This window comes from Paenibacillus sp. FSL L8-0435 (genome assembly GCF_037965655.1).
Classification (GTDB): Bacteria; Bacillota; Bacilli; order Paenibacillales; family Paenibacillaceae; genus Paenibacillus.
Genome location: NZ_CP150185.1, coordinates 713,027 through 736,552, shown reverse-complemented (window position 1 = coordinate 736,552; position 23,526 = coordinate 713,027). Strand labels below are relative to the sequence as shown.

Here is a 23,526-nt window from a genome sequence, read left to right as displayed (position 1 = left end):
ATCCGGCTTATCCTTTCAATCCGCTGGTGCTCATCCCTTGAACAATTTGTTTTTGGAAGATGAAGAACACAGCTACAACCGGAACCAGACTGACGATGGACATGGCGAACATTGCACCCCAGTTGGAAGCAGATTCGCTATCGAGGAACATTTTCAGCGCCATCGACACGGTGTATTTATCAGGCGAGTTCAGGTACAATACCGGACCGAGCAGATCCTCCCATCTCCAGTAGAAGGAGAAGATGGCTGCAGTCGCCAGAGAAGACTTGATCAGCGGCATAATAATCTGGATATACAGTCTGAATTTGTTACATCCATCGATGGTTGCTGCCTCATCCAGTTCCTTCGGAATCGTTCGAATGAACTGTACCATCAGGAAGATGAAGAACGGCATTCCGAAGAATGTAGGTACAACAATTGGCAAGATAGTGTTCAGCCAGCCGAGCTTCGTGAAAATGATGTACTGAGGAACCAATACCACGTCATGTGGCAACATCAGTGTTAACATCATCAAGGAGAACCAGAATGTACGTCCCTTGAAATTAAGTCTGGCAAAACCGAAAGCGATCAGCGATGACGATATCACAGCACCGATGGTAGATATCACTACGATTACAAGTGAGTTGGTGATGTAATCCATAAATGGTCTTCCAGCTGTGCCTTTCCAGCCATCCACATAGTTGCTCCAGATCCACTCCGCAGGAAACAGGGTATCCGCTGTGACAAAGATCGTACGGCTTTCCTTGAATGAACTGAATAGCATCCATAGGACCGGATAGAGCATCAGGAGGGCAAGAGCTGCAACGAACAGGTGATAAACGGGCCACTTTACATTTCTCCAAACCATCGTTACTTCCCTCCTTCAGATTCGTAGAACACCCAGTACTTGGATGTCAGGAAGACAGCTACCGTGAGTATACCGATCATGATGAGCATGATCCAGGCCATTGCCGAAGCATAACCCATGTTGTTAAACATAAACGCCTGACGGAACAGATACAGGGAGTACAGCATCGTACCGTCCATTGGACCGCCTTCGCCTTTGGAGATAATATAGGCAGGTACAAACGTCATGAATGCTCCAATCGTCTGCATAATCATATTGAACAGGACGATCGGGCTAAGCAGTGGCAAGGTGATGCTGAAAAATTTCCGTATAGGATTCGCGCCATCCACACCTGCTGCCTCGTACATCTCAGTAGGGATATTTTTGAGACCAGCCAGGAAGATCAGCATGGACGAACCAAACTGCCATACAGACAGTGAGATGAGCATAACCAGGGACGCATTCGGGTCACCAAACCAGCTGATTGGCCCGATCCCGATTGCCGTTAGAGCACTGTTGATAACACCCTCATTACTGAAGAGGTTACGCCACATAATGGATACGGCCACACTACCACCGATAATGGATGGCAGGTAATACAGCGTCCGGTACGTTCCAATCATACGAGAGCCAGTGTTTAGGACCATCGCTACGAAGAGGGCAAAGATCAACCTTAACGGTACCCCAATGAATACATACAGAAACGTCACTTTGACCGAGTTCCAATATTTCGGGTCATCAAAAAACATTTTGGTGTAGTTATCAAGCCCAATCCACCGCGGAGAAGTGAATAAGTTATAACTCGTGAACGACATATATAAGGACACAAACATGGGGATGAGTGTGAAGCCCAGGAATCCAATAATAAACGGGCTTATGAACGCATATCCAGTTAAGTTTCTACGTAACGACGAATACTGCCTCAATGGAACGAACCTCCTTCATGGATCAGCTTGCTCCCTCATCCTGGCTTCGGTCATCTGGACGGGGAAAGGCCCTCGCATTTGCGAGTAGCCCCATTCCCGACCATCCCTGAATTGGGACGAGCAAGCCATCATTCAACTGTTATTTATTGTTCGCAAGTACAGATTCGGCGTTCTTGCGGAATGTCTCTGCTGCCTGTTCAGGTGTAATTTTGCCAAAGTTCAACTCTTCAGCCACATCTGCCAGAGCAGAGATTACTTCAGGTGAACCAACCGGTGGCGGAGAACTCATTGGTGAAGCCTTTGGCTCCATGGCTGCTACGAATTCAAAGACCTGTTTTGTTGCGTCACTCAGCTCAGGTGCGATGGCTTCTTTGATTGCTCCTGAAATTGGCACACCGCGCTCACCTTTGATCAGTTTGTTGGCTTCCACGTCATTCACCCAGAAATCAATGAATTTAGCCGCTTCTTCCTTCACTTTGGAGTTGGACGTTACACCCCAATACATACTTGGTTGCATATATAGTCCTTTTTCCATATCCGGTCCTGGCATTGGAGCGATTTCGAGTGGACGGTTCGCCACCTGTTGCAAGGCTACGAACTGGTTGGACCATTGCCATACGCCAATTCCTTTTTCCTTCACGAGATCTGATTCCTCAATAATGCCTTTGGTTTGGTTGGCTACATCCGGCGTAGGTGCTGCACCCTGCTCGATCATGCGGCGCATAAGTCCGAAGAATTCCACAAACAATTGGTCATCATCATAACCAAGGCCAGTTCCTTCTGCATTGTAAAGCGAATGTCCTTTGGTACGCAGGAAGTAATGGAAGAAGATATCAGGAGCTACCCCTCCATCCAAATACAGGCCTTTCTCTGCGGCTTGTTTGCCCAGTGCTTCGTATGATTCCCATGTCATATTTTCAGGCATAGCTTCTGCTCCCGCTTTTTGAAGCAAAGCAGGGTCATATTGGAAGCCCAGAACGTTAACACCGGCAGGTACACCGTATTGTTTGCCGTTAATTACACCTGTGCTAATAACGTTCTCGGACACATCGTCCACTTTGATCTGATTGCCCAGATAAGGCGCTAGATCCTCAAGCTGACCATTCTGTGCATATTGGCTGATGTAGGAAATATCCATCTGAACGATGTCAGGCAACTGATTTGCAGCTGCTTGTGGTGCAAGCTTTTTCCAGTAGTCATCAAATGAAGCATATTCCACGTCGATTTTGACATTCGGGTTTTTCGATTTGTACAGGTCGATGACCTTCTGTGTATATTCATGCCGTGCATCCGAGCCCCACCAAGCGATCCGCAGGGTAACTGAGTCATCTCCAGATGCTCCTTCAGTTCCTCCACCTGAGCTACATGCCGCTGTAAACACGAGCAAAGCAGCCATCATCAGGAATATTGCCTTTTTCACCATGCCAATCTCCCCTTTTATGTTGATATGGTTGTGTGAACGAGTTATCCTTTTATTTCTGATAACGCTTTCACAAACTTGTTAATGTCATTTTCGCAAATGTACGACCAGAGTTGAATACACAAAACCGTCTTGTTGGTTCAAAAAACAGAGGAGGACAACAGCCTCCTCTCGGCGCTGTTCGTCCTCCCCAGACATGAATTACATGATTGGTAGTCCATTGTTATATGCCGATTCTGCGGAATTCCGTAGGTGTCATACCGGTCCACTTTTTGAACACCTGACTGAAATATTGTGAATTCCCACCGAATCCGAACAATTCAGCAAGCTCGAATACTTTCACATCCCCGCCTCTGCGAATATGGTCACATGCGCGTTCAATGCGCAGACGATTCACGTAATTGGAGAAATTCTCGCCTGTGACTTTTTTGAAAATCTTACCCAGATAATCTGGATTCATATACAACATCTGATGGGCGACTCCATTGAGCGAGAGATCTGCCTCTCCATAATGACGATCCACGATATCCATCATCTTCTCCACGGCAGAAGACTGGCGACTGATATGGTTTTTGTAATAACCGGAAGTTAATCGGGCTGCACTGCTTGCAACAAAAGACTTCAAACCAGATAACGTATCGATATGCGGCAGTTCTGCCATACGCTGGGTGAATTCCGTTGCCTCCTCAGGTGGACAGACATGAACCATCGCCGAGTACAGCTGCACTACGTAAGAGCGAGTCACTTCAATTTCCAGCTGCTGACGTGATAATAGATCAAACAGACGATCCACCTCTACCGCTGTTTCCTCGGTATTGCCCGATTTGATCAACTGACACAGTTGCTCCGCATCCTGCTCTACGTGCACGCCGTCGCATTCTCCCGCCAGTACCAGATCATTCTTCGTGATCAGCTTGCCTTCACCGATAAAAAAGCGATGGTTCAGATACTGCAATGCCTCACGAAACAACCGCCGGGACTGGATCATTCGATCTGCTTCACTCAGCGCAGCGGTCACTTCCAATTTATATAGTCTGGTGAATGCAGCCCGAACCTCTTCAATACTTTCTTTCAGTCCGGCCGGATCAGCTGAATCCGCAAGCAGGATGAGGAGTTTGCCTTCAATGGTCGTGCTTAAAAGGACATGTGGGAGCAGGTCACTGGCAATGTTTTTGATCGCAAATAAGTGACTGTAATCATGTTCATCTACAATTCGGAACAACAGTAACCGAACTGCGTTCTCTTCAAGCTCCAGATCAAACAGCTCCTGATAATACTCCAGATCAACCGGCCCATAGGTGCGGTTGGTCATGAACTCCAGCAGAAATTGCTCCTTCACATGTGGAAGAACACGCTGCAATCGCTGTTTCATCTCACCGGCAACATGCTCCTTGACCTGGGCATCCTGATGCTCCTGCAACAGTTCAATTAACGCTTCATGGATCTGATTCTCGTTGCAGGGCTTCAGCAAATAATGCTTCACACCATATTGCATCGCTCTGCGGGCATATTCGAACTCCTTGTAGCCGGATAACATAATGAAACGTACTCCCGGGTATGCTTCGGATGCCTTCTCTATGAGTCCGAGACCATCCAGACCTGGCATGGAAATATCCGTAATAATAATATCGGGTCTCGATTGCCCAATTTTGTCCAATGCTTCAATCCCGTTCCTCGCTGTACCCACCAATTCCGTACCTGCCGCGGCCCAATCGACCACTTGGGAAATCCCCTCCAGAATGACACGTTCATCATCTACGAGCATCACTTTGTACATCGTCATCGTCCTCTCTGATCCAAGGTATGCTGATCGATACTACAGTTCCTGATCCGGGCTTGCTGCTCATCACCATTCCACCTTCATCGCCGAAGGTCAGTCTGATTCGTTCCTGGATGTTAGATAACCCAATGCCCTGTCCTCTTGTCTGAATACGTCCTTCGTGTAGTTGTTCGAGGAATTCCGGTGTCATCCCCGGACCGTCATCCTCGACTTCAATAATCACCTTGTCTCCATCTGCTCTCGCCCGAATACGAATCCGGCAAGGGTCAATGCTTGGTTCGAGTGCATAATGTATGGCGTTCTCCACCAAAGGCTGTAATGTTAACTTCGGTATCCGCGCCGTTCCTACCTCTGGGGCAATTTCCATGTCGAAATCCAGTCTTTCCTCAAAACGTGTGCGCTGAATTGTCACGTAACTGCGGACAATATCCAGCTCTCTTTCCAGCGTGATCCACTTCTCGGACATATTCACAGAGCTACGCAGCAGAAATCCGAGAGCCTCAACCATTTCCGAGATCTGTCGTTGCTTCTGTACTTTAGCCAGCCAGTTAATGGATTCAAGCGTGTTGTATAGAAAATGTGGATTAATCTGCGCCTGAAGCGCTTTCAACTCAGTCTCACGAATCACCAATTGCTTGGCATAATTCTCATCAATCAACTCACGTATTCGTTGAAGCATCATCTTGAATGTGCGATGCAGCAGCCCAACCTCATTCTGTGGAGATATCGGAACATTGCCAAGGGCTGCCTCCTCCAGCTTATCCAGATCACCTTTTTCGATATTACGCATCTTTTTGATCAACTGCGCAATCGGGTGTGTAATACTGCGAGAGAATCTCGCTCCAATGATAAGCGCCGCCAGAAAGATCATGATGAAGATCACCGTGACCAACTGTTTGACAAACTGGATCTGTTTAAACATCTGGTCAAACGGGGTTGTGTACAAATAGGTCCAATCCGTATAGGAAGAATGCGCACGAGCTACAAAGTGTCTCCCATGCTCAAACATGGCAATTCCGTAGGGCTGGGTGCGCTTCAGTTCAGACTCAATCTCGGCTTCACTGACGCCTGATTCTGTTGGATAGATCACTTCTCTTCCATCGGTAATCAGTAGTTGGGAGTCCTCAGCCGGTTCTTGCATCTGATCCTGTACAATTCGGTCCAGCCGGACGCGGATGATCAGTGTACCGAGGTCCTCCAATGTAAATGCTCCGCCAATAAAGGATTTTACCTGTCGGACCGACAAAAGCCTGGACTGTTTATCCCCACTGGTATGCCAGGCATTGGAGCCCGAGTATTGCTGTCCCAGTGCAACCAGTTCCTTTTGCTTCGACTCCGAAATCCCCTCCCGATTGCCTGCGGCCATAACGTTATTATCATTATCGATAAATAGCATGGAATAGACGTATTTTTCGGAACCGGCATAAGCGACTAACCTGTTGGTAATTTTTTTACGTAATCCATTTTTCTCGTAACCCGTTTCGGCCTTTTTCAGTTGGAGCAGATATTGCTGAAGCGGCTCGTCCGACATTACCTTGAAGGAAAGATTAGAAATTTCACGAAGTTGATTCTCAATACCTACCGAAGACATATTGAGGACCTGCGAGGATTTCTCATAGATCTGACGGTCATAGATACTGAACACATATCGCAGTACGGACGCATAAAACGTAAAGCTGATTAACATCAAAAGTCCGATGAGAAGAATCGTTTTGTGATGAATCGGCAGTGTTGTGAAAGCGTTCTTAATTTTGTTCATCCTAAGCGCTCCTTTGGCTTTCGAGGGGTGCCTGTCATGCTATAGGTTAGTGGTTTTATTGTAAGTTATTTTCATATTTACACATCCATTGGTCATCTGACAAGATATATTTATGCAACATTTCAGGTCATTAGAGAAGGTATACATCTGTGTCAGCAACTCAAAATGAACACAAAACAGCCAGAATACCTTGAACAGATCAAGGTATTCTGGCCGTTGAATAACATCATGTTAAAGTATGAAATACAATTTACGGGTTAACAAACACAGTTTTCAGCTTCGCTACATATTGCACATCAAAGCCAAGACCTTCAGCCACCATGGCAAGTGGTACATATGTTTTGGACTCTTTGCCTACCTTGTTCAAGAATGCAGGTGTATCCACAGTAACCGATGCTCCATTTACCTTCACAGCATTGGCACCAATCTTCACAGCAACTTTCCGGTCTCCATATGTAATGGTTGCGGTTGAAGTTTTGTTATCCCACACCGTAGTAGCACCAACAGCGTTCACGATATCTTGGATCGCCACAAAGTTTTTGCCGTTACGGATAATCGGCTTGTACGGAGTATCTAATGTTTTGCCACTCACAATAATGTTCATCGGCTCACCTGTCGCAGGTGCAGTCAGCTTGGTGTAATCTCCCCAGATCGTTTTGGCAAATACTTCGGCAATGGCCGCATATCCAAATTGATTCGGGTGGAAATCACGATCTTTAATCATATGTGTCATCGTGCCTTCACCACCCACAAACTCCTTGGCGACGTGTGCGACTTTGACATCGGTACCTTGAGCAGTGAATTGTGCTGCAATGCCATCAATGGTCTGTGTGAAACCTTGGGATGCCTCCATCAGTTTGGCATAGAGTGCTTTGCCTGCTACTTCTGGCATCGGTTGATACTGGTCGGCGATGACAATTGTAGCTGTTGGATTAATTTCATGGATATCGTTAATCGTTGCACTAACATTGGCTGTATAGGTTGCGAGTAATTCTTTTACCTTGGCTTGCAGTTCCTGATCACTCAGTTTGTCTGCTGTACCGAGAAGCTCCGATACGTCATTTCCCCCAATGGTAATTGCAACCAGATTGGCCTGTGCTACACTCTCACGGATTGCAGCAGTATTGGCTCCGATCTGTCCCGCTCTTGGATCAGGAAGACTTGGTTGAATGGCTTCAGAAGTCAGCGTTTTGCCATCCTTAATTGCAGTAGTGAAGTTTTTCAGGCCACTGGTTTTCAATCCGGCAATCCCGTAGTTGTCCACCTGTGTACGTCCATGCAGCAAACCCTGCTCATGCAGACGTTCTACATAACCATAAGGCAATTCTTTTGTGTTGGGCTCATAACCTACCGTTATGGAATCTCCCAATGTGACGATGCGGAACTCCTTAGTTACGGCTACTGCATCCTTCTTCGCTGTCAGCGAAGTCTCGTTTGTACCCGCTGGCAATACACCGGTTTTGTTGTCAGCCGCGTGTGCAGGCAATGCAGATGATGTAAAGAGCAGCATTCCTGCCAACATGCTTACCGTTAAACCGGCAGCTGTATTTTCCCATATACGTTTACGCTTCATTCAGGTAACACTCCTTCTCGTGAATCTATAATTACACTAAATGTACGTGTTCAAAAAGGTCGGTTTTCAGTACCGAGAAGATGGGATGAAGCTAGAAATGGAGTAGCGGAGCGTAGGAAAACTACGTGAGCAACGGACATTTCGGCTGAATTCCATATTCGATGCTGATGATGCCGTTAGGCATCCTTCGTAATCAAAAGCGGACTTTTTGAACAACCTCACTAATATATAGTACATTGGTCATTCCAATGACATTGGTTGGTGTTACTCTATTCTATCATTTTAAAGTAGGTGTTGTCCTCTCTACTGAGAGCACACATGAAATAACAGACTCCCTGGAGGGGAGCCTGTTACTGGTTAAGCTCAGCTATGACGTTCAGTGATTCGTTAAGATTGCGGCTTATTCGAATCTTCAGCAATCGAATGACCCTTGTCGCTCTCCGGTTTGTTCCCGGTAGCTCGCTCCAGATACCGATCATAACGATCATCCACTTCGCGTGCCAACTTCCGGTACTTTAACGTTTCCTCGACGATTGGATCACGTTCCGTCTGGATTCGCACTTCATATTTGGGAGGAATCAACTGGCGTTTACGCTGATCGGTGTCGCCGGACTCTTCCATGTCCCCTTCCGTCAGCATATCACTGAGCCGTCGTTCCAGTTCTTTGGATTCATCCATTGTTCTCGCTCCTTTAATTAAAGTCATACCTGTGTTAACCATACTATTGGACGTCCACTTCGCTTCTTCAGATGCTTTCTGTCCCCACCGTTAATGTACAATTAAAAGTAATTAAAGCATGGATGAGTTGAATAAACTCACTCCAGACCGGTAGCCTTCGCTTCCTTCAACACATCCGTCAGTGCATCATGGATGTTGCCATTGCTGGCAACGACATGATTTACAGACAGTTGATAAGGTGTTCCAATGGTATCGGTCACCTTGCCGCCTGATTCTTCAACCAGCAGCGCACCTGCTGCAATATCCCACGGTTTTAATCCAACTTCGGTGTAGGCGCTGAGACGTCCTGCTGCAACATACGCCAGATGAAGGGCGGCTGATCCACCAGCACGCAAGTTACGAACTTGCGGAGCAAGCGCCTGCACAGCGGCCATATTCAGTGGCAACGCAAAGGTTGTGTCTGCCGGGAATCCAACCGCAATCAGGCTCTGAGCCAGTTCCTGTTCACCAGATACAAGCATCCGGTTTCCGTGAACATATGCTCCTTTCCCTTTTTCCGCAACAAACATCTCATCACGGGAAGGATCGTAGATCACGCCAACAATGACTTCACCATTGTGAGCCAATGCGATGGACACCGAATAAAACGGGAATCCGTGTACAAAGTTCGTCGTTCCATCCACAGGATCAACAATCCACAGAAATTCTTCTTCCTCAGCCTCTTTCAGTGCTTTTGCCGAAGCTTCCGGTCCCGGTTCGACGCCTTCTTCACCCAGAATGGCATGGTGGGGAAAATGCGTAAGAATCAGGCGGCGGATCATCTGCTCCGCTCCTTTATCCACTTCGGTCACCAGATCTTGGGGTGAATATTTGGTGCCAAGTTCAGCTACCGTCCCAAGACGGCTTTTGATCCATTCGCCAGCTTTGGAAGCTGCATTAATGGCAACGGCAGTATAGCTTTTGCTTGTCACGACATAAGGTGTCTTTTCCTTCTCATTCAAAGCGTTCACTCTACTTTCTATATCAATCTACGAAAAGTTGAAATACTTGTTAAAAGTATACGCCCCACAGGTCGTAAAGTTTCTCGTTGCCCAGGCCCCTTTTGGCACTACGGATGAATGATGACGGTAGACTCGTCCACCCACTCCACACCCTCTTCGTGATAGAATGCCAGCTTCTGCATCAGTTGTACAAGTGCCTCATCTTTGCGTTTAGCCTCGATCATCACGTCAAGCCTCGGGGTATCTGCTGCGATATGACGCAAGAAATCGAGCACAGGCTCTACCTCCACACCATCAGCATGACCTCGCAGATCCTTCTCGCTCTTCGGACTGGAGACATGGATTTTGGGTGGCAATGGCTGATCAGCCGGTGAATCTGCCTGGGCAAGCGGTGACTGCCAGGTCTTTAGAATATCAGGCCACAGATCCCATGCCTGTTCTCCTTCGTTGTTCACCCAATGGTGATGGATATCAAGTACCATGGGCAATCCCAAGCGCTGGCACACGGCAAGTGTCTCAGGCGCATTGAACGTTTTGTCATCATTTTCGAGTGTCAGCCGCTCCTGGATGTCCCGATCCAGCTTCAAAAAGTTTTCTTCAAAACGAAGCGCCGCCGAAGGCTTGTCCCCGTATGCACCACCAATATGTATATTGTTCTTGGCAGTGGCATTCAGCCCCATGGCATCCAGCATCCGAACATGATGACGAAGGTCGCGAATCGAGTTGTGCAGAACTTGCTCGCGGGGGGTACTAAGTACGGTAAAATGATCCGGATGAAAGGACACACGCATATGATTTTCCTTCACAAAATCACCAATGGCCGCAAAGTCCTGCTTCAGTGCCGGGAACGGGTCCCAGTCATTCAGGTCTTCATGTGTTGCCAGTGGAATCAATTTGGAAGAGAAGCGATATACATGAATATGGCTACCCTTGTTATGCCTGAGCAAACGTAATGTATTGTGCAGGTTCTCGGCTGCAATCCGTTCGAGCTTGCGGATCGCTGCTTCCCTGTCATCGATTTTGTTAAAACTCGACATGGTCATGGTCCGGGAAGGCGAGGCGTTCTCTATAAGCACGGACATTGCCACGTAACCAAAGCGTACGAGCATGAATCTCTTCCTCTCTATTAGGGCGGAGAACCCGCGTGGTATATTCAGCCGTCAGGATGTACCGTCACTGTATATAACCAAGTTTTACCCTAAAAGAGTGACCATAATCGTATTCTGGCAAATCCGTCCTTCCGACCCGCACTTACAGTCAACAACTACTCCTGTGCTTGCTCTCCAAAGAACATTTCATCCGCAAGGGCAGTCTGAATGCGTGATTCTTCCTCAGTCAATTTGCGGATGAGTTGCATCTCCACCTCGGTTACCTCTTGCCCCTGGAAGTTGATCTCCGCAATGGAAACCACGATCTTGACGATGGCTACAGCCACGTTATCCGGTGTGTATGCAATCACTTTCTGGCCGGTAGGAAATACCCGGAAGCCCTGTTTGACCATTTTGCCGCGTCCGTATTCAAGCAGTTCGAACAGCTCCTGCTCATTCTTGAACTTGCATACGGAATTGAATTCAGTCTGAAATCCCATGCATATCCCTCCTGATCTTGTGGTCGCAGGCTACGCCTGTACGCCGTTCTCGTAATTCAGTGCCTGCTTGCGGTTGTAACGCTCCAGTGCCAGTTCAATCATGCGATCCAGCAGTTCGGCATACGATACACCTGTCTCACGCCAAAGAAGTGGATACATGCTGTATGGTGTGAAACCAGGCATGGTGTTGACTTCATTAATAAGCAAGGCGCCGTCATTTTTCCGAATGAAGAAGTCGGCACGTGAAATACCGTTACCTTCAATCGCACGGAACGCCTGCAAAGCTGCCTCGCGAATGCGGTCTGCGGCCTCTGGGTCCAGTGGAGCTGGAATCAGCATCTGTGATTGACCATCAATATACTTGGCCGCATAGTCATAATACTCACCGGAGGATACAATCTCGCCTGGAACGGAAGCCATTGGCTCGTCATTGCCGAGGACGCTGACCTCAACTTCGCGGGCTTCAACGAACTCCTCAATGACAACCTTCGTATCATACCGAAGTGCGAACTCGACAGCTGTCTTCAGCTCATCGCGGTTACGTGCTTTGGAGATGCCTACACTGGAGCCCAGATTCGCCGGTTTGATAAAACATGGATACCCCAGCTGATCTTCGACTTGTACGATCATTTCGTGCTCTGTCTGCTTCCATTGTGTCGCGTTAAAATACGTAAAGGCACATTGGTCAATGCCAGCCTGTGCAAACAGCTTTTTCATGACCACTTTGTCCATGCCGCCAGCCGAAGCCAGTACACCTGCACCTACATATGGCATATCCGCCATCTCGAACATGCCCTGAATGGTGCCATCCTCTCCAAACGTACCATGCAGCAGTGGGAACATCACGTCCAGTGCTTCTGCTCCGCCATACAAACGGCCAAACAGGGCGTTCAGCGCATCCTGCGTTCCACCCGCCGATTGCTCCAGCTTCAAGTCTTCAATCTGCGCGAACGGCGCATGCATGACAGGTCCTTTTTTCCACGTCCCCTGCTTGGAGATATAAAAAGGAACCAGTTCATACTTTTCATAATCAAATGCGTTTGTTACAGCAAACGCCGTTTGCAGCGACACCTCATGCTCGCCCGATTTTCCGCCGTACACGACGCCTACTTTTAATTTATCCATACTCATGTGTACCCTCCGATTATCTGTGCCTGATGCTGTCATGTTTGCATGCTCAGCACCCTTGTTATTCTGCTTGCGTTATCTGGTCTTATTTTACACGGAACTGGATGTCTGCGTCACCGCATCCCGAAAATCTTTCGTCATCAAAACTCATCTGCAATATGAAAAAGCCGGTATACCGTCCGCTCCGTCCAAGCGTAAGAATCCCGGTAATCCCAAAATCGGTGACGGCTGCTAACCGTATGTGCGTTAACAAGCGGCATGCCGCCCGCATCAAACGCGGTCACAACGGTGCTGTGCTGAAATCGTCCATCTCCATCCCAATCGTAGAGAATAACATCACCGAGCATCAGCTGCTCAGGACGCTCCACTTCTGTCGCGGTCAGACCCCAGCTGCTGCCTGACAAATAACGCTCCAGACTGTTGGAAACTGCCCAACTGTAACTCCACATTTCGGAGCCGTTCACATACCCTTTATACCACCAGCCGGCTTCTCTTCTACCAGTATAGTGGATGGGTGCGCCCCCTGCAAAGAGACATTGGGACACGTAATTGGTACAATCCACATCAAATTCCTCAAATGCCGGATTTCCCGCATTCCACCACCGATCTGCATAGGCAACTGTCAGATCTCTGCGATATGACTGTTGCCGTGAGCTTCTTCCTTGACCCAACACTTCCCGATTCAGCAGCGGCCGATTCATCGCCTGTACAAAATCAGCTTGTTGAAACGGACGTCCTTCCCCAGCAGGGCGACGCTCCGGCACTTCCCGTTCGACCCGCCCAATGATCCATCCACCACTCTGCCGCAGAAAGGTTAACCGCTCCCGCTCAATCCGGTCCTCCCGGTGGGTGATCCCGCTCTTCTCGTAGAACAGTCTGCTGTACAACTGTACATCCACCACCGCTTCTTCCTGGCCATCCATAAGCGTGCGAACAAGCTTGGCGCTGGTCTCGCTGCGAAGAGGCACGGCGCGCCGCTTACGATACCATTCGTCCAGCCTTGCCATACGCTCTCCCCGTTCCACCACGAAGTCAGGATCGGTAACGATCCGTTCGCTGGTCTGTGGACGGTAGTCGATCTCACAGCGATTGTACTGGTTCACGTAAGTATATAAGGCACTCTTCCATTCCCGTTCCAAGCCTGTGTCCCCCTTTGGCATGAGTTCTGTCTGGAATATTTCATTGCGTATATAAACTCCTACTATTCATATGAAAGGGTCTTCGGTTGTATGTACACGGCTCAGGAGGGAGATCCGAAATTCGGCAAATACAGGTACACGAGATATCTTATTCCTGCTCACTTCACGAAAACGCCTTCATCGGTCCAAAAGCTTGCTTGATCAGGCAAAAAGACCTTTACGTACGGAGGTGAAAACGGTATACTTAAAACTAAAGTTATGATTATGAAATTACGTTTCATCTGATGAAACTAACACACAAGAACACGGAACGATGAAGGCCTGTTCTTCACCTAAATGAACGTTTTCTTCATCTCACCGACACATCCCAAGGAGGTACATGTATGTCAGCAAAGAATCATTTCTCCGCCGCTCGCAGTCTTGAGGTTGGAGGCAAGTCTTACCGCTACTACAGTCTCGATGCTCTTCAGGAAAACGGCCACGGCGATCTTTCCAGGCTTCCTTTCTCCATTAAAGTGTTGCTTGAAGCAGCAATTCGTCAATTCGACGGACGTGCCATCACCGAAGAACACGTAAAACAACTGACCGGCTGGGCAGATGGCCGTGACAATAACAAGGAAATTCCATTCATCCCTGCACGTATTGTTCTGCAGGATTTCACCGGTGTACCGGTTGTCGTTGACCTCGCTGCAATGCGTGATACTGTAAAAAAAGCAGGCGGCGATCCAAAACAGATCAACCCGCTCGTACCGGTCGATCTCGTTATCGACCACTCTGTTATGGTTGATGCTTTTGGTACCAACGATGCACTTGATTACAATATCAAAGTTGAGTTTGAGCGTAATGAAGAGCGTTACCGCTTCTTGCGTTGGGCACAAACGGCGTTCAACAACTTCCGTGCAGTTCCACCATCCACAGGGATCGTTCACCAGGTTAACCTGGAGTATCTGGCTTCCGTGGCAGCAACAAAAACCGTTGACGGCGAAACAGTTGTATTCCCGGATTCCCTCGTAGGTACAGACTCCCACACCACCATGATTAACGGACTTGGCGTTGTTGGTTGGGGTGTTGGTGGAATCGAGGCCGAAGCAGGTATGCTGGGCCAACCGCTATACTTTGTAACACCGGACGTTATCGGTTTCAAACTGACAGGCAGCCTGAGTGAAGGCGCAACAGCAACGGATCTTGCACTGACCGTTACCCAATTGCTTCGTAAAAAAGGCGTTGTTGGTAAATTCGTAGAGTTCTACGGACCAGGTCTTGCCAACATCGGTCTGGCTGACCGTGCAACAGTAGCCAACATGGCACCAGAATATGGCGCAACGATCGGTTTCTTCCCTGTTGATAGTGAAACGTTGAACTATCTGCGTAACACTGGCCGTCCTGACGAACAGGTAGAATTGGTTGAAGCTTATTACAAAGCTCAAGGCATGTTCCGTACTTCAAGCACCGTTGATCCTGAATTCACAGATGTGATTGAACTGGATCTCGGCTCTGTTGTACCAAGTCTTGCCGGACCAAAACGTCCACAGGATCGCATCGAGCTGACACAAATGAAAGAAAGCTTCAACAGCATCATCCGCACACCTGTAGATAAAGGCGGCTACGGTCTGAGCGATGAGAAAATCGAACAATCCGTACCTGTGAAGCATCCGGACGGTTCCAACAGTGAACTGAAGGCAGGCGCTGTTGTGATCGCGGCGATCACAAGTTGTACGAACACTTCGAATCCAAGTGTTATGGTTGGAGCGGGACTACTGGCGAAAAAAGCAGTTGAACGCGGCCTGACCAAACCAGGATATGTGAAAAGCAGTCTGACACCAGGTTCCCTTGTGGTTACCGAGTACCTGGAAAAAGCAGGTCTGATCACGTATCTCGACAAACTCGGATTCAACGTTGCCGGCTACGGTTGTGCAACATGTATCGGTAACTCCGGCCCACTGCCGGACGAAGTGAGCGAAGCTATTGCTGAGAACGATATGACCGTAGCGGCTGTATTGTCCGGTAACCGTAACTTCGAAGGCCGTGTGCATGCACAGGTTAAAGCCAACTACCTGGCATCACCACCACTCGTTGTGGCATATGCACTTGCGGGTACAGTGAATATTGACTTTGAAACCGATCCAATCGGTTATGATACGAACAATGAGCCTGTATTCCTGAAAGACCTCTGGCCTACATCCGAGGAAATCAAGGATACCATCGCAAGTTCCCTGAACGCTCAGATGTTCCGCAACAAGTACGAGAATGTATTTACAGCCAATGAGCGTTGGAATTCAATTTCTGTACCGGAAGGCGAATTGTACGAGTGGGACCCGAACTCCACGTACATTCAGAACCCTCCATTCTTCCAAGAGCTTGGGGACAAGTTGAACGATATCGCAGATATCCGTTCTGCACGTGTTATGGCATTGCTTGCGGATTCCGTAACAACGGATCACATCTCGCCAGCAGGTAATATTGCACCATCCAGCCCGGCTGGATTATACCTGAAAGAACATGGCGTAGAGCGCAAAGACTTCAACTCCTACGGTTCACGCCGTGGTAACCATGAAGTAATGATGCGTGGTACATTCGCCAACATTCGTATTCGTAACCAGGTAGCTCCTGGTACAGAAGGCGGTATCACGAAGTACCTGCCAACGGACGAGGAAATGTCCATCTACGATGCTTCCATGAAGTATCAGGATGAAGGACAGAACCTGATCGTTATCGCTGGTAAAGAGTATGGTACAGGAAGCTCCCGTGACTGGGCGGCAAAAGGAACATTCCTGCTCGGCGTCAAAGCCGTTATCGCAGAAAGCTTCGAGCGGATTCACCGTAGTAACCTGGTCGGCATGGGCGTAATGCCATTGCAATTCCAGGAAGGTCACGGCTGGTCCAGCCTTGGTCTGAACGGACGTGAAACGTATGACATTACTGGCCTCAGCAATGATGTGAAGCCAGGACAAGAGTTGAAAGTTACCGTAACTCGTGAAGACGGTACACAGTTCGACTTCCCTGTTATCGCTCGTCTGGACAGCATGGTTGACGTGGATTACTACCATAACGGCGGTATCCTGCAAACTGTATTGCGTCAAATGATGAAAAAAGCTTAATGATATAAATCATTAATGTGATGAAGTTATACAAAAAAGCTCCCCACCACGTGCAATCAGCACGTGGTGGGGAGCTTTTTTGGCTTTGCTTTTTATAATCGGGATACGTTTAAAAATCAATCTTCAAGCCAACTTCCGAATCATCAGGTGGTTCAGCTATACGATATATACCTCTGCCGTTTAATTTCTCTACGTTAATCCAGTCTACAAACTCATCTCCTCCGTAGCATCTTACAAAAACGGCATATTCCAGCTCACCCTCATAATTAATGGACTCTATGTATTCTGTGAATGGATGTTTCCCCTCTATACTCTGCAAAAAATCTGAAAATTCAATTCTCCACTCTTCCATCTTCTCTGCATATTGATCGGGGACATAATAGTAGAATCCATCTGGCGTATAATACGAAATTTTCATTATCATCTTGCAAACCTCCTATTAGTATGTCGCGTAACGGTCTAGAGTTTCAAGATCTCTATACCTTCTTTTAGAAATGATGAGACAAGCGTATGATATTCAATTCCATATGCTAATTCCTCTTTGGTCTTATGTATCAGATAGTAGGAATATTTCTGCATCAACTCATGCTCGTTTAACTCAATGGGAAGGTTAATAATCTCAACGTCTTCCGAATTAAAATGATAACGATACCCTCTTTCTGACCTTCCTACGTTCATCACTGTTTGGATGACCATTAATTCATCACGTGTGACACTATTTATTAAAGCTGATCTTCTCTCTTCCATACCAAGTATGATCTCTTCAGCCTGTTGATCAATCTTAGCTTCAGCAATTTCGGTTTCAATTTGCATAATGGCTTTCATTCGTCCTGCTAGTTCTTTAGCTAATGAATACAATGTATGTCCTCCTTTTTTTGTAAGAAATAGGTACTAACGCATCATCTCTACTCTACCTCATTTGCGATGTTACTCGCAAAGTTCACTGGTCCTATCTTAAATTTGATACCTTATGAAACAACAAAAAAAACTCCCCGTAACGTGCAATCTGCACAGTGATGGAGAGCCTTTGGTTTCAGTATTTGTGTATTTTCCGTTGCTTCAAGGCCAACTGCCTTTTAATGCCCAATGTGATGTGAGGCTTGATCTAACAGTTGAATCGTACCTATGATCAGAAACAGACACGACAGAGCAATTAACGAGCCTCCAACCCATCTAGACATGATCACTCGCTCCGCAATCTGTTTTTCCGAAGCATCCGTTACCTTGTGTGGATACACGAGAAACATTAGCCCTGCGCTAATGAACAGTACAGCCATTATAATCAAGTTGTTCCCCTCCTTACACGTGACTTTCCTTAGAATTTAACTTCTTCGTCGTCACGCGGGATTCTCCTCCCACCAACACCTTTTTCAGACCCATAGCCATAGTGAAAACAATATATCCAATGAAGCCGCCGAGTGTATTAAGCATCAGATCATCCACATCAAATATGCCCATACCAGTCACTAACTGTGTCACTTCATAGCCCAGACTGAGCAGCAGAGACAGCAAGATTACCTTTACTCCAGAGAATAACTTATTACCCGTCAACACGGGAATGAAGATGCCCAGTGGGATAAAGGCCAGTATATTGCCTACCAGATGGATTGCGGTGCCAGGACGATGTAACGACAGACTGTTCCAGTCTCGTGAGATTTCCTGAAATGGTGTCAGGTTGACGGTTCGGGTATGGACCAGATCCGGTTGTTGCAAGAACGCCATCAGTCGATCCTTCACGATGCCAAAATCGACCGGGCTTCCTTTAAACAGAATCAGCTTAGTCAGCAGATATAAATAGATAGTGAAAACGGCAATCCAAAGGATGTAATGTTTGCTTTTCTTCTGGTTGTTTTGCTTCATGTTGTTTTGCCTCCCTTGTGTTGCCCTGTTATTTCTTTACGGTGACAATGATGCCATCCATGTTATCACCCGATATTTCAGTTTGGCCTTGCTCAGGTATGTAAACGGTTGTGTCTCGGGTGGCCCGATAATAGCGGATATGATACTGCTCTTCCTCTACTTCAACAGTAATGTTCTCTTTCTCTTTAAGCATATCGAGATACTCTTCCAGCACCAGATTATTCTTATACATGACAGCACTGTGCGGCAGCCCTACATATCGAAAGTGCCATGGTTCATACTGAATACCGGTGATGCGCACTTTATCCTTTGGGTAACGTAAAATAAATCCGTATTTCCATGCATTCTTCTCCAGCCATGCACCCTCTGGTGCTTCATTCATCGCAGCCAGGCTGGAGCCAATATCCAAGGATAACCCAAGATTGTGCTCACTGTGTCCCGCAGGAAGTGCATAGTCTGAACCCTTTTCCCGATATAACTCGTCCTGCTTCGTAAAATCCCTGTACCCACTGCTGACGAGAAAATATCTGACTCCCTCTTCGCCTGCTGCTTCAACCATCCTCTGAAACTCCTGCGCCACCTGTCGTGATAACATGATTTTCTGATCCAGTATTCCATATCCACGAAGCAGATCATCCTCATGCGCCACATATACAATATCGGATTTAACCCCTTCCGGGTGAACGGGGTATTGCTTATCCACCAGTAACAAGTTGCCCTTATGTACCTGATCCTGAATGTTTCCGGTGACGGTTACGGTATAACCTGCGGGATTCTCACGCGTATTCTGAATCTCGATGGGTAACTCATCCTTCTGCTGAATCCATCCCGGTGATTGCGTAACGATATATCCGATCAAAATGATACATATCAAAAAGCCCCACTTTTTCATGCTTGCTCCTCCTTTTACCTCATACATCAAGGATAGACAACACAAGTTAAAGAAAAAGCAGGGCAATTTTAAAGTTTTTCTTAAATTTGATATCAGACCTCATTGAAATACGGGCAAACGAACTTCGAACTGCGTCCGTACCACATCACTCTGGGCCGAGATTATACCGTCATGCTGCTCCACAATATTGCGAGCGATAAACAGTCCGAGGCCTGTCCCACCCTCCTGAGGAGTCCGGGCACGATCTCCGGTGTAATACATATCGAAGATATGTGGCAATTCCTCCGGACGAATATGTCCACCATAGTTAATTACCTGAATGATGACCTGTTCTGCATCCCGATATCCATTAATATCTACATACATGCCATCCTTGCCATGCCGTGCAGCGTTAATTAGCAGATTTTCGAACACACGAGCCAGTAGCTCGCCATCACCGGAGACCGTAAGGTCAGTGTCTATTTTTAGACGGGCGATTAGTTGGTTCTTTTCAAATACAGGATAGAGCTCTTCGTTCATCTGCTTCAGCAGTTCGCTAAGATCCAGCCGTGTCTTGTTTATAGGCAGCATGCCATAATTCATGCGGGTAATTTCGAACAAATCATCAATCAGCTTCTCCAGACGCTGTGATTTGGTGAATGCAATCGACGTAAAGTGCCGTACCTGCTCCTCCGTTAGCTGATCATCCTTCATGAGCAGATCCAAATATCCAAGCACAGACGTCAGCGGCGTTCGCAGGTCATGCGCCAGATTGACAACAAGCTGGTCCTTACTATTTTCAGCAAAATCCCCTCGTTCCACTGCTTCCCTTAACTTCTCACTTGCCAGATTCACATCCTCTGCAATCGTACCTAACTCGTCCTTCGAGGAGATCTGCACACGATGCTGAAAGTCTCCATTGGCCAAATGTCTGATCCCTGTAGAAATGTCCTTGAAATACGTCGCGTAAGGCTTGGTAAACCAAAAGAAAAACAAAATGGCCAGTGGGATAAATAAAATCAGGAAGAAATAAATATCTCCGATACTTTTCATAAAATGACGATATTCAGCGAGCTGATCTTCTGCACGGACACCCGAATAATAGGCTTGCATAAGCTTATAAATCCCATAGGTAATTGCGCCAGAGGCAAGCATGCTTAACCCTAACAACATAATCATGGTTGTGCGAAAACTTCTTCTTTTAGTCATTAAACGTGTACCCCACGCCCCAGATGGTTTTGATAAACTTGTTCTTGTTCACATCTTCCCCCAGCTTTTTGCGCAGGGTTCGAATGTGGACCATCACGGTATTCCCACTCTCGTAATAAGCTTCTCCCCATACCTGTTCAAAAATATTTTCTGCACTGAACACCTGCTTGGGGTGGCTCGCGAGCAGATACAAAATGTCGAACTCCTTCGGTGTTAGTTCCACTGGTTTGCCGTAGAGTGTAACGCGATGTTGATCTGGCGTGATGATGAGCCCACCCTTCTCCAGAATGGACCTCTGAACAGGCACAGACTGGCTGAATTGCAGAGAACGACGCAACTGGGAGTTAACCCGGGCAACAAGCTCCATCGGATTGAACGGCTTGGTCATATAATCGTCCGCGCCCATCACAAGTCCCGTAATTTTGTCCATATCTGACGTTTTGGCACTCAGGAAAATGATCGGTAAATGATGCTGCTCCCGAATTTTGCGGGTCACCTCATACCCATCCATGCCAGGCATCATAATGTCCAGAATCGCCAAATCTATCGCTTGGGTCTGAACAGCTTGAACCGCCGCCTTCCCGTCAAAGGCCTTGATGGTGTGATATCCTTCTTTTTGTAGATGTAAAGCAACCAGATCAGCGATCTCAACTTCATCGTCTGCGATCAGAATCGTAATTCGCTTCATTGCTTATTCCACTCCTATGTGTGATGCTCAACAATATAACATATTTGAATCCAACAGATAAACCAATGAAAGGAATCCATACATATGAAACTGGAGCGTTTATTAGCCATCGTAGTGCTGCTAATCAATCGTGGACGGGTACAAGCCAAAGACTTGGCAGATATGTTCGAAGTATCGATCCGGACCATCTATCGGGATATCGATACATTGGGTCAAGCAGGCATCCCGGTGGTGACGTATCAGGGGGCAAGCGGCGGGATTGGTCTGGCAGAAGGCTACCGGCTGGATCGAAACGTATTAACAGACAAGGATCTCGCCTCTATCGTCACTGCACTGCGCAGTGTATCCACTTCCCATGCTAATGCGGCGCGAGAGCTTCTGGTCGAAAAACTCAGCAGTATCGTACCTGAATCCAAAAATGACGATTTTCAGGCCAATACCAATCGATTCATCGTGGATTATTCAACCTGGACGCATCCAGAAGCGCTGAAAATCAAGCTTGAACTTATCGAACAGGGTATGGATCAATTACGACCCGTAACCTTTACCTACTGCAGTGCGGAAGGTATCCAGACTCACCGAACTGCCGACCCTCATACCATCGTACTCAAGAAACATTCCTGGTATCTGTATGCTTTTTGCCACGAGCGGAATCAATTTCGCATGTTCAAACTTGTGCGTATGCAAGATGTCATGCTTGCTAATGAGCAATTCGAGCGTAAAGTCATCAACCCACAGGACAGACCCTGGCAACAGGAATGGAGCCGTCCGGACAATCAAGCCAGGTTAACCTTGAAATTCCATCCTCGCGTCCGTCATATTGCGGAAGAATGGTTTGGGATCGAGAACGTCATGCCTGATGGGACTGGGTATTATATTAGCCAAGTTGCTTTTCCCGAGGATGGCTGGTTATATGGGTTCATCCTGGGCTTCGGCGCGGACGTTGAAGTATTGGAACCTCAGCATATTCGAGACGAGATCTGCCGTATCGCGGAGCAAATTGTACAAAATTATATCTCCCCGACTCAAACCTGACAGACAGCTGTCCAGTTCCTCCCCGTATACTTCAGATATATTCAATCTGTACCTATATAAGGAGGAACTAATCATGAACGTCACTGTATGTCAAAGCTGCGGCATGCCGCTCACAACCCCTGCCCAATTCGGAACGGAAGCAGATGGAAGCACAACCCGTGAGTACTGTATTTATTGTTACAAAGAAGGTCAGTTCGAGCAGCCAGGTATGTCACTGGAAGGCATGACCGAGATGTGCACTGCCATTCTGAAGGACGAGGGCATGGACGAGGAATCCGCTCGTTCGATGCTGCGTAACCAGCTTCCTTTTTTGAAACGTTGGCGCACGAATACAACGGATCAACATGCTCAATCTCTTGTGGAAAACTCTACTACTGGTTCTGCTAACCCTGGTCAGGTAACAACAGATCATTCGTTCTCTGCCCAGCCCGTTCGTTATGTCACGCTCCCAGGCAAACGTCTTGCTGGCGTATCCGCCCGCACAACCAACGCCATTGAGATCAGTGGCAAAGGCTGTATTCAGGGACTCTGGAACAATTATTTTGCCTCAGATCACCTCCCTGCACCTGAAGCCGCCCGCTATGGCTGTTACACGGATTACTCCGATGGCATAACCGGTGAATACACCATACTGGTAGGGCATGAGGTCAGTCCGAACGAATCATTGCCTGAAGGATTGGACGACATTTTACTCCCTCCTGCAACTTACGCCGTATTCACTTCCAGAAAAGGACCGATGGCAGAGGTTGTTGGCGAAGCTTGGGGAGCCGTGTGGGCATGGGAGAAACAAAGCGATCGTACGTTCACCGGGGATTTTGAATTGTATGATGAACGCAGCCTGAATCCCGAAAGTGTACAAGTAGATATATACATCGCTGTTCATCAAAATAGATAAAACCAACACAATGCCACCTCAGACAGGATCAAAGTTTCCTCGCATCCTTTTT

Annotated in this window: 22 protein-coding genes; 3 read left to right on the top strand and 19 right to left on the bottom strand. The window is 47.4% G+C overall.

Features of this window, described 5'->3' with window-relative positions:
* Nucleotides 1–7 precede the first annotated feature (7 nt).
* The 12 genes from NST33_RS03485 to NST33_RS03430 all read right to left on the bottom strand — a co-directional run bounded on the left by NST33_RS03485 (nucleotide 8) and on the right by NST33_RS03430 (nucleotide 13,839).
* On the bottom strand, nucleotides 8–847 hold the full coding sequence (locus tag NST33_RS03485) for a carbohydrate ABC transporter permease (protein WP_091039044.1): 840 nt from the start codon (nucleotides 845–847) through the stop codon (nucleotides 8–10).
* Nucleotides 848–849: 2 nt separating this feature from the next.
* Nucleotides 850–1,752 (bottom strand): sugar ABC transporter permease, encoded by a 903-nt coding sequence (locus NST33_RS03480; protein WP_047841423.1) that lies wholly within the window; start codon nucleotides 1,750–1,752, stop codon nucleotides 850–852.
* 139 nt (nucleotides 1,753–1,891) lie between these two features.
* Entirely contained in the window at nucleotides 1,892–3,175 is a 1,284-nt protein-coding gene (locus tag NST33_RS03475; RefSeq protein ID WP_339181754.1) for a sugar ABC transporter substrate-binding protein, read from the bottom strand.
* A 220-nt stretch (nucleotides 3,176–3,395) separates the two neighbouring features.
* The gene (locus NST33_RS03470) at nucleotides 3,396–4,949 is read right to left on the bottom strand and encodes a response regulator (protein WP_221818697.1); all 1,554 of its coding nucleotides are present in this window, start codon (nucleotides 4,947–4,949) and stop codon (nucleotides 3,396–3,398) included.
* Complete coding sequence (locus NST33_RS03465; RefSeq protein ID WP_339306757.1) at nucleotides 4,924–6,711, bottom strand: histidine kinase; 1,788 nt, start codon at nucleotides 6,709–6,711, stop codon at nucleotides 4,924–4,926. Before NST33_RS03465 ends, NST33_RS03470 begins: the two co-directional genes overlap by 26 nt.
* A gap of 250 nt (nucleotides 6,712–6,961) precedes the next feature.
* Nucleotides 6,962–8,284, bottom strand: coding sequence for a stalk domain-containing protein (locus NST33_RS03460; RefSeq protein WP_339306755.1), 1,323 nt, complete (start codon nucleotides 8,282–8,284; stop codon nucleotides 6,962–6,964).
* Between the two features lie 387 nt (nucleotides 8,285–8,671).
* Nucleotides 8,672–8,962, bottom strand: coding sequence for a hypothetical protein (locus NST33_RS03455; protein WP_339306753.1), 291 nt, complete (start codon nucleotides 8,960–8,962; stop codon nucleotides 8,672–8,674).
* Nucleotides 8,963–9,099: 137 nt separating this feature from the next.
* Complete coding sequence (locus NST33_RS03450; RefSeq protein WP_339306751.1) at nucleotides 9,100–9,972, bottom strand: inositol monophosphatase family protein; 873 nt, start codon at nucleotides 9,970–9,972, stop codon at nucleotides 9,100–9,102.
* A 98-nt stretch (nucleotides 9,973–10,070) separates the two neighbouring features.
* The gene (uvsE, locus tag NST33_RS03445) at nucleotides 10,071–11,072 is read right to left on the bottom strand and encodes a UV DNA damage repair endonuclease UvsE (RefSeq protein ID WP_074093415.1); all 1,002 of its coding nucleotides are present in this window, start codon (nucleotides 11,070–11,072) and stop codon (nucleotides 10,071–10,073) included.
* Between the two features lie 155 nt (nucleotides 11,073–11,227).
* On the bottom strand, nucleotides 11,228–11,551 hold the full coding sequence (locus NST33_RS03440) for a hypothetical protein (RefSeq protein WP_036614107.1): 324 nt from the start codon (nucleotides 11,549–11,551) through the stop codon (nucleotides 11,228–11,230).
* A gap of 30 nt (nucleotides 11,552–11,581) precedes the next feature.
* On the bottom strand, nucleotides 11,582–12,682 hold the full coding sequence (locus NST33_RS03435; RefSeq protein ID WP_036614110.1) for a D-alanine--D-alanine ligase: 1,101 nt from the start codon (nucleotides 12,680–12,682) through the stop codon (nucleotides 11,582–11,584).
* A 137-nt stretch (nucleotides 12,683–12,819) separates the two neighbouring features.
* Nucleotides 12,820–13,839: an amidase domain-containing protein gene (locus tag NST33_RS03430; protein WP_339306749.1), complete on the bottom strand. Its 1,020-nt coding sequence runs from the start codon at nucleotides 13,837–13,839 to the stop codon at nucleotides 12,820–12,822.
* A 362-nt stretch (nucleotides 13,840–14,201) separates the two neighbouring features.
* Here NST33_RS03430 and acnA point away from each other — a divergent pair, with 362 nt between their 5' ends.
* Nucleotides 14,202–16,916 (top strand): aconitate hydratase AcnA, encoded by a 2,715-nt coding sequence (gene acnA / locus NST33_RS03425; RefSeq protein WP_076216727.1) that lies wholly within the window; start codon nucleotides 14,202–14,204, stop codon nucleotides 16,914–16,916.
* Between the two features lie 109 nt (nucleotides 16,917–17,025).
* Here acnA and NST33_RS03420 read toward each other — a convergent pair whose 3' ends face one another.
* The 7 genes from NST33_RS03420 to NST33_RS03390 form a co-directional block, all read right to left on the bottom strand.
* Nucleotides 17,026–17,340, bottom strand: a complete 315-nt coding sequence (locus NST33_RS03420; protein WP_339306747.1) for a hypothetical protein — start codon at nucleotides 17,338–17,340, stop codon at nucleotides 17,026–17,028.
* A 35-nt stretch (nucleotides 17,341–17,375) separates the two neighbouring features.
* Nucleotides 17,376–17,774, bottom strand: a complete 399-nt coding sequence (locus NST33_RS03415; RefSeq protein WP_339306745.1) for a hypothetical protein — start codon at nucleotides 17,772–17,774, stop codon at nucleotides 17,376–17,378.
* Between the two features lie 218 nt (nucleotides 17,775–17,992).
* Nucleotides 17,993–18,202, bottom strand: coding sequence for a hypothetical protein (locus NST33_RS03410; RefSeq protein ID WP_339306743.1), 210 nt, complete (start codon nucleotides 18,200–18,202; stop codon nucleotides 17,993–17,995).
* A gap of 13 nt (nucleotides 18,203–18,215) precedes the next feature.
* A complete protein-coding gene (locus tag NST33_RS03405) occupies nucleotides 18,216–18,776 on the bottom strand; it encodes a VanZ family protein (protein ID WP_339306741.1) in 561 nt (186 codons plus the stop codon).
* 28 nt (nucleotides 18,777–18,804) lie between these two features.
* On the bottom strand, nucleotides 18,805–19,668 hold the full coding sequence (locus NST33_RS03400) for a M15 family metallopeptidase (RefSeq protein ID WP_237178460.1): 864 nt from the start codon (nucleotides 19,666–19,668) through the stop codon (nucleotides 18,805–18,807).
* 99 nt (nucleotides 19,669–19,767) lie between these two features.
* On the bottom strand, nucleotides 19,768–20,856 hold the full coding sequence (locus tag NST33_RS03395; protein WP_339306738.1) for a HAMP domain-containing sensor histidine kinase: 1,089 nt from the start codon (nucleotides 20,854–20,856) through the stop codon (nucleotides 19,768–19,770).
* Nucleotides 20,849–21,544, bottom strand: coding sequence for a response regulator transcription factor (locus NST33_RS03390; RefSeq protein ID WP_211085189.1), 696 nt, complete (start codon nucleotides 21,542–21,544; stop codon nucleotides 20,849–20,851). The genes NST33_RS03395 and NST33_RS03390 overlap by 8 nt, the downstream gene beginning before the upstream one ends.
* A gap of 84 nt (nucleotides 21,545–21,628) precedes the next feature.
* Here NST33_RS03390 and NST33_RS03385 point away from each other — a divergent pair, with 84 nt between their 5' ends.
* Nucleotides 21,629–22,579, top strand: coding sequence for a YafY family protein (locus NST33_RS03385; RefSeq protein ID WP_237178462.1), 951 nt, complete (start codon nucleotides 21,629–21,631; stop codon nucleotides 22,577–22,579).
* Between the two features lie 73 nt (nucleotides 22,580–22,652).
* The gene (locus NST33_RS03380; protein ID WP_237178463.1) at nucleotides 22,653–23,474 is read left to right on the top strand and encodes a zinc ribbon domain-containing protein; all 822 of its coding nucleotides are present in this window, start codon (nucleotides 22,653–22,655) and stop codon (nucleotides 23,472–23,474) included.
* The last annotated feature ends 52 nt before the right edge of the window (nucleotides 23,475–23,526 follow it).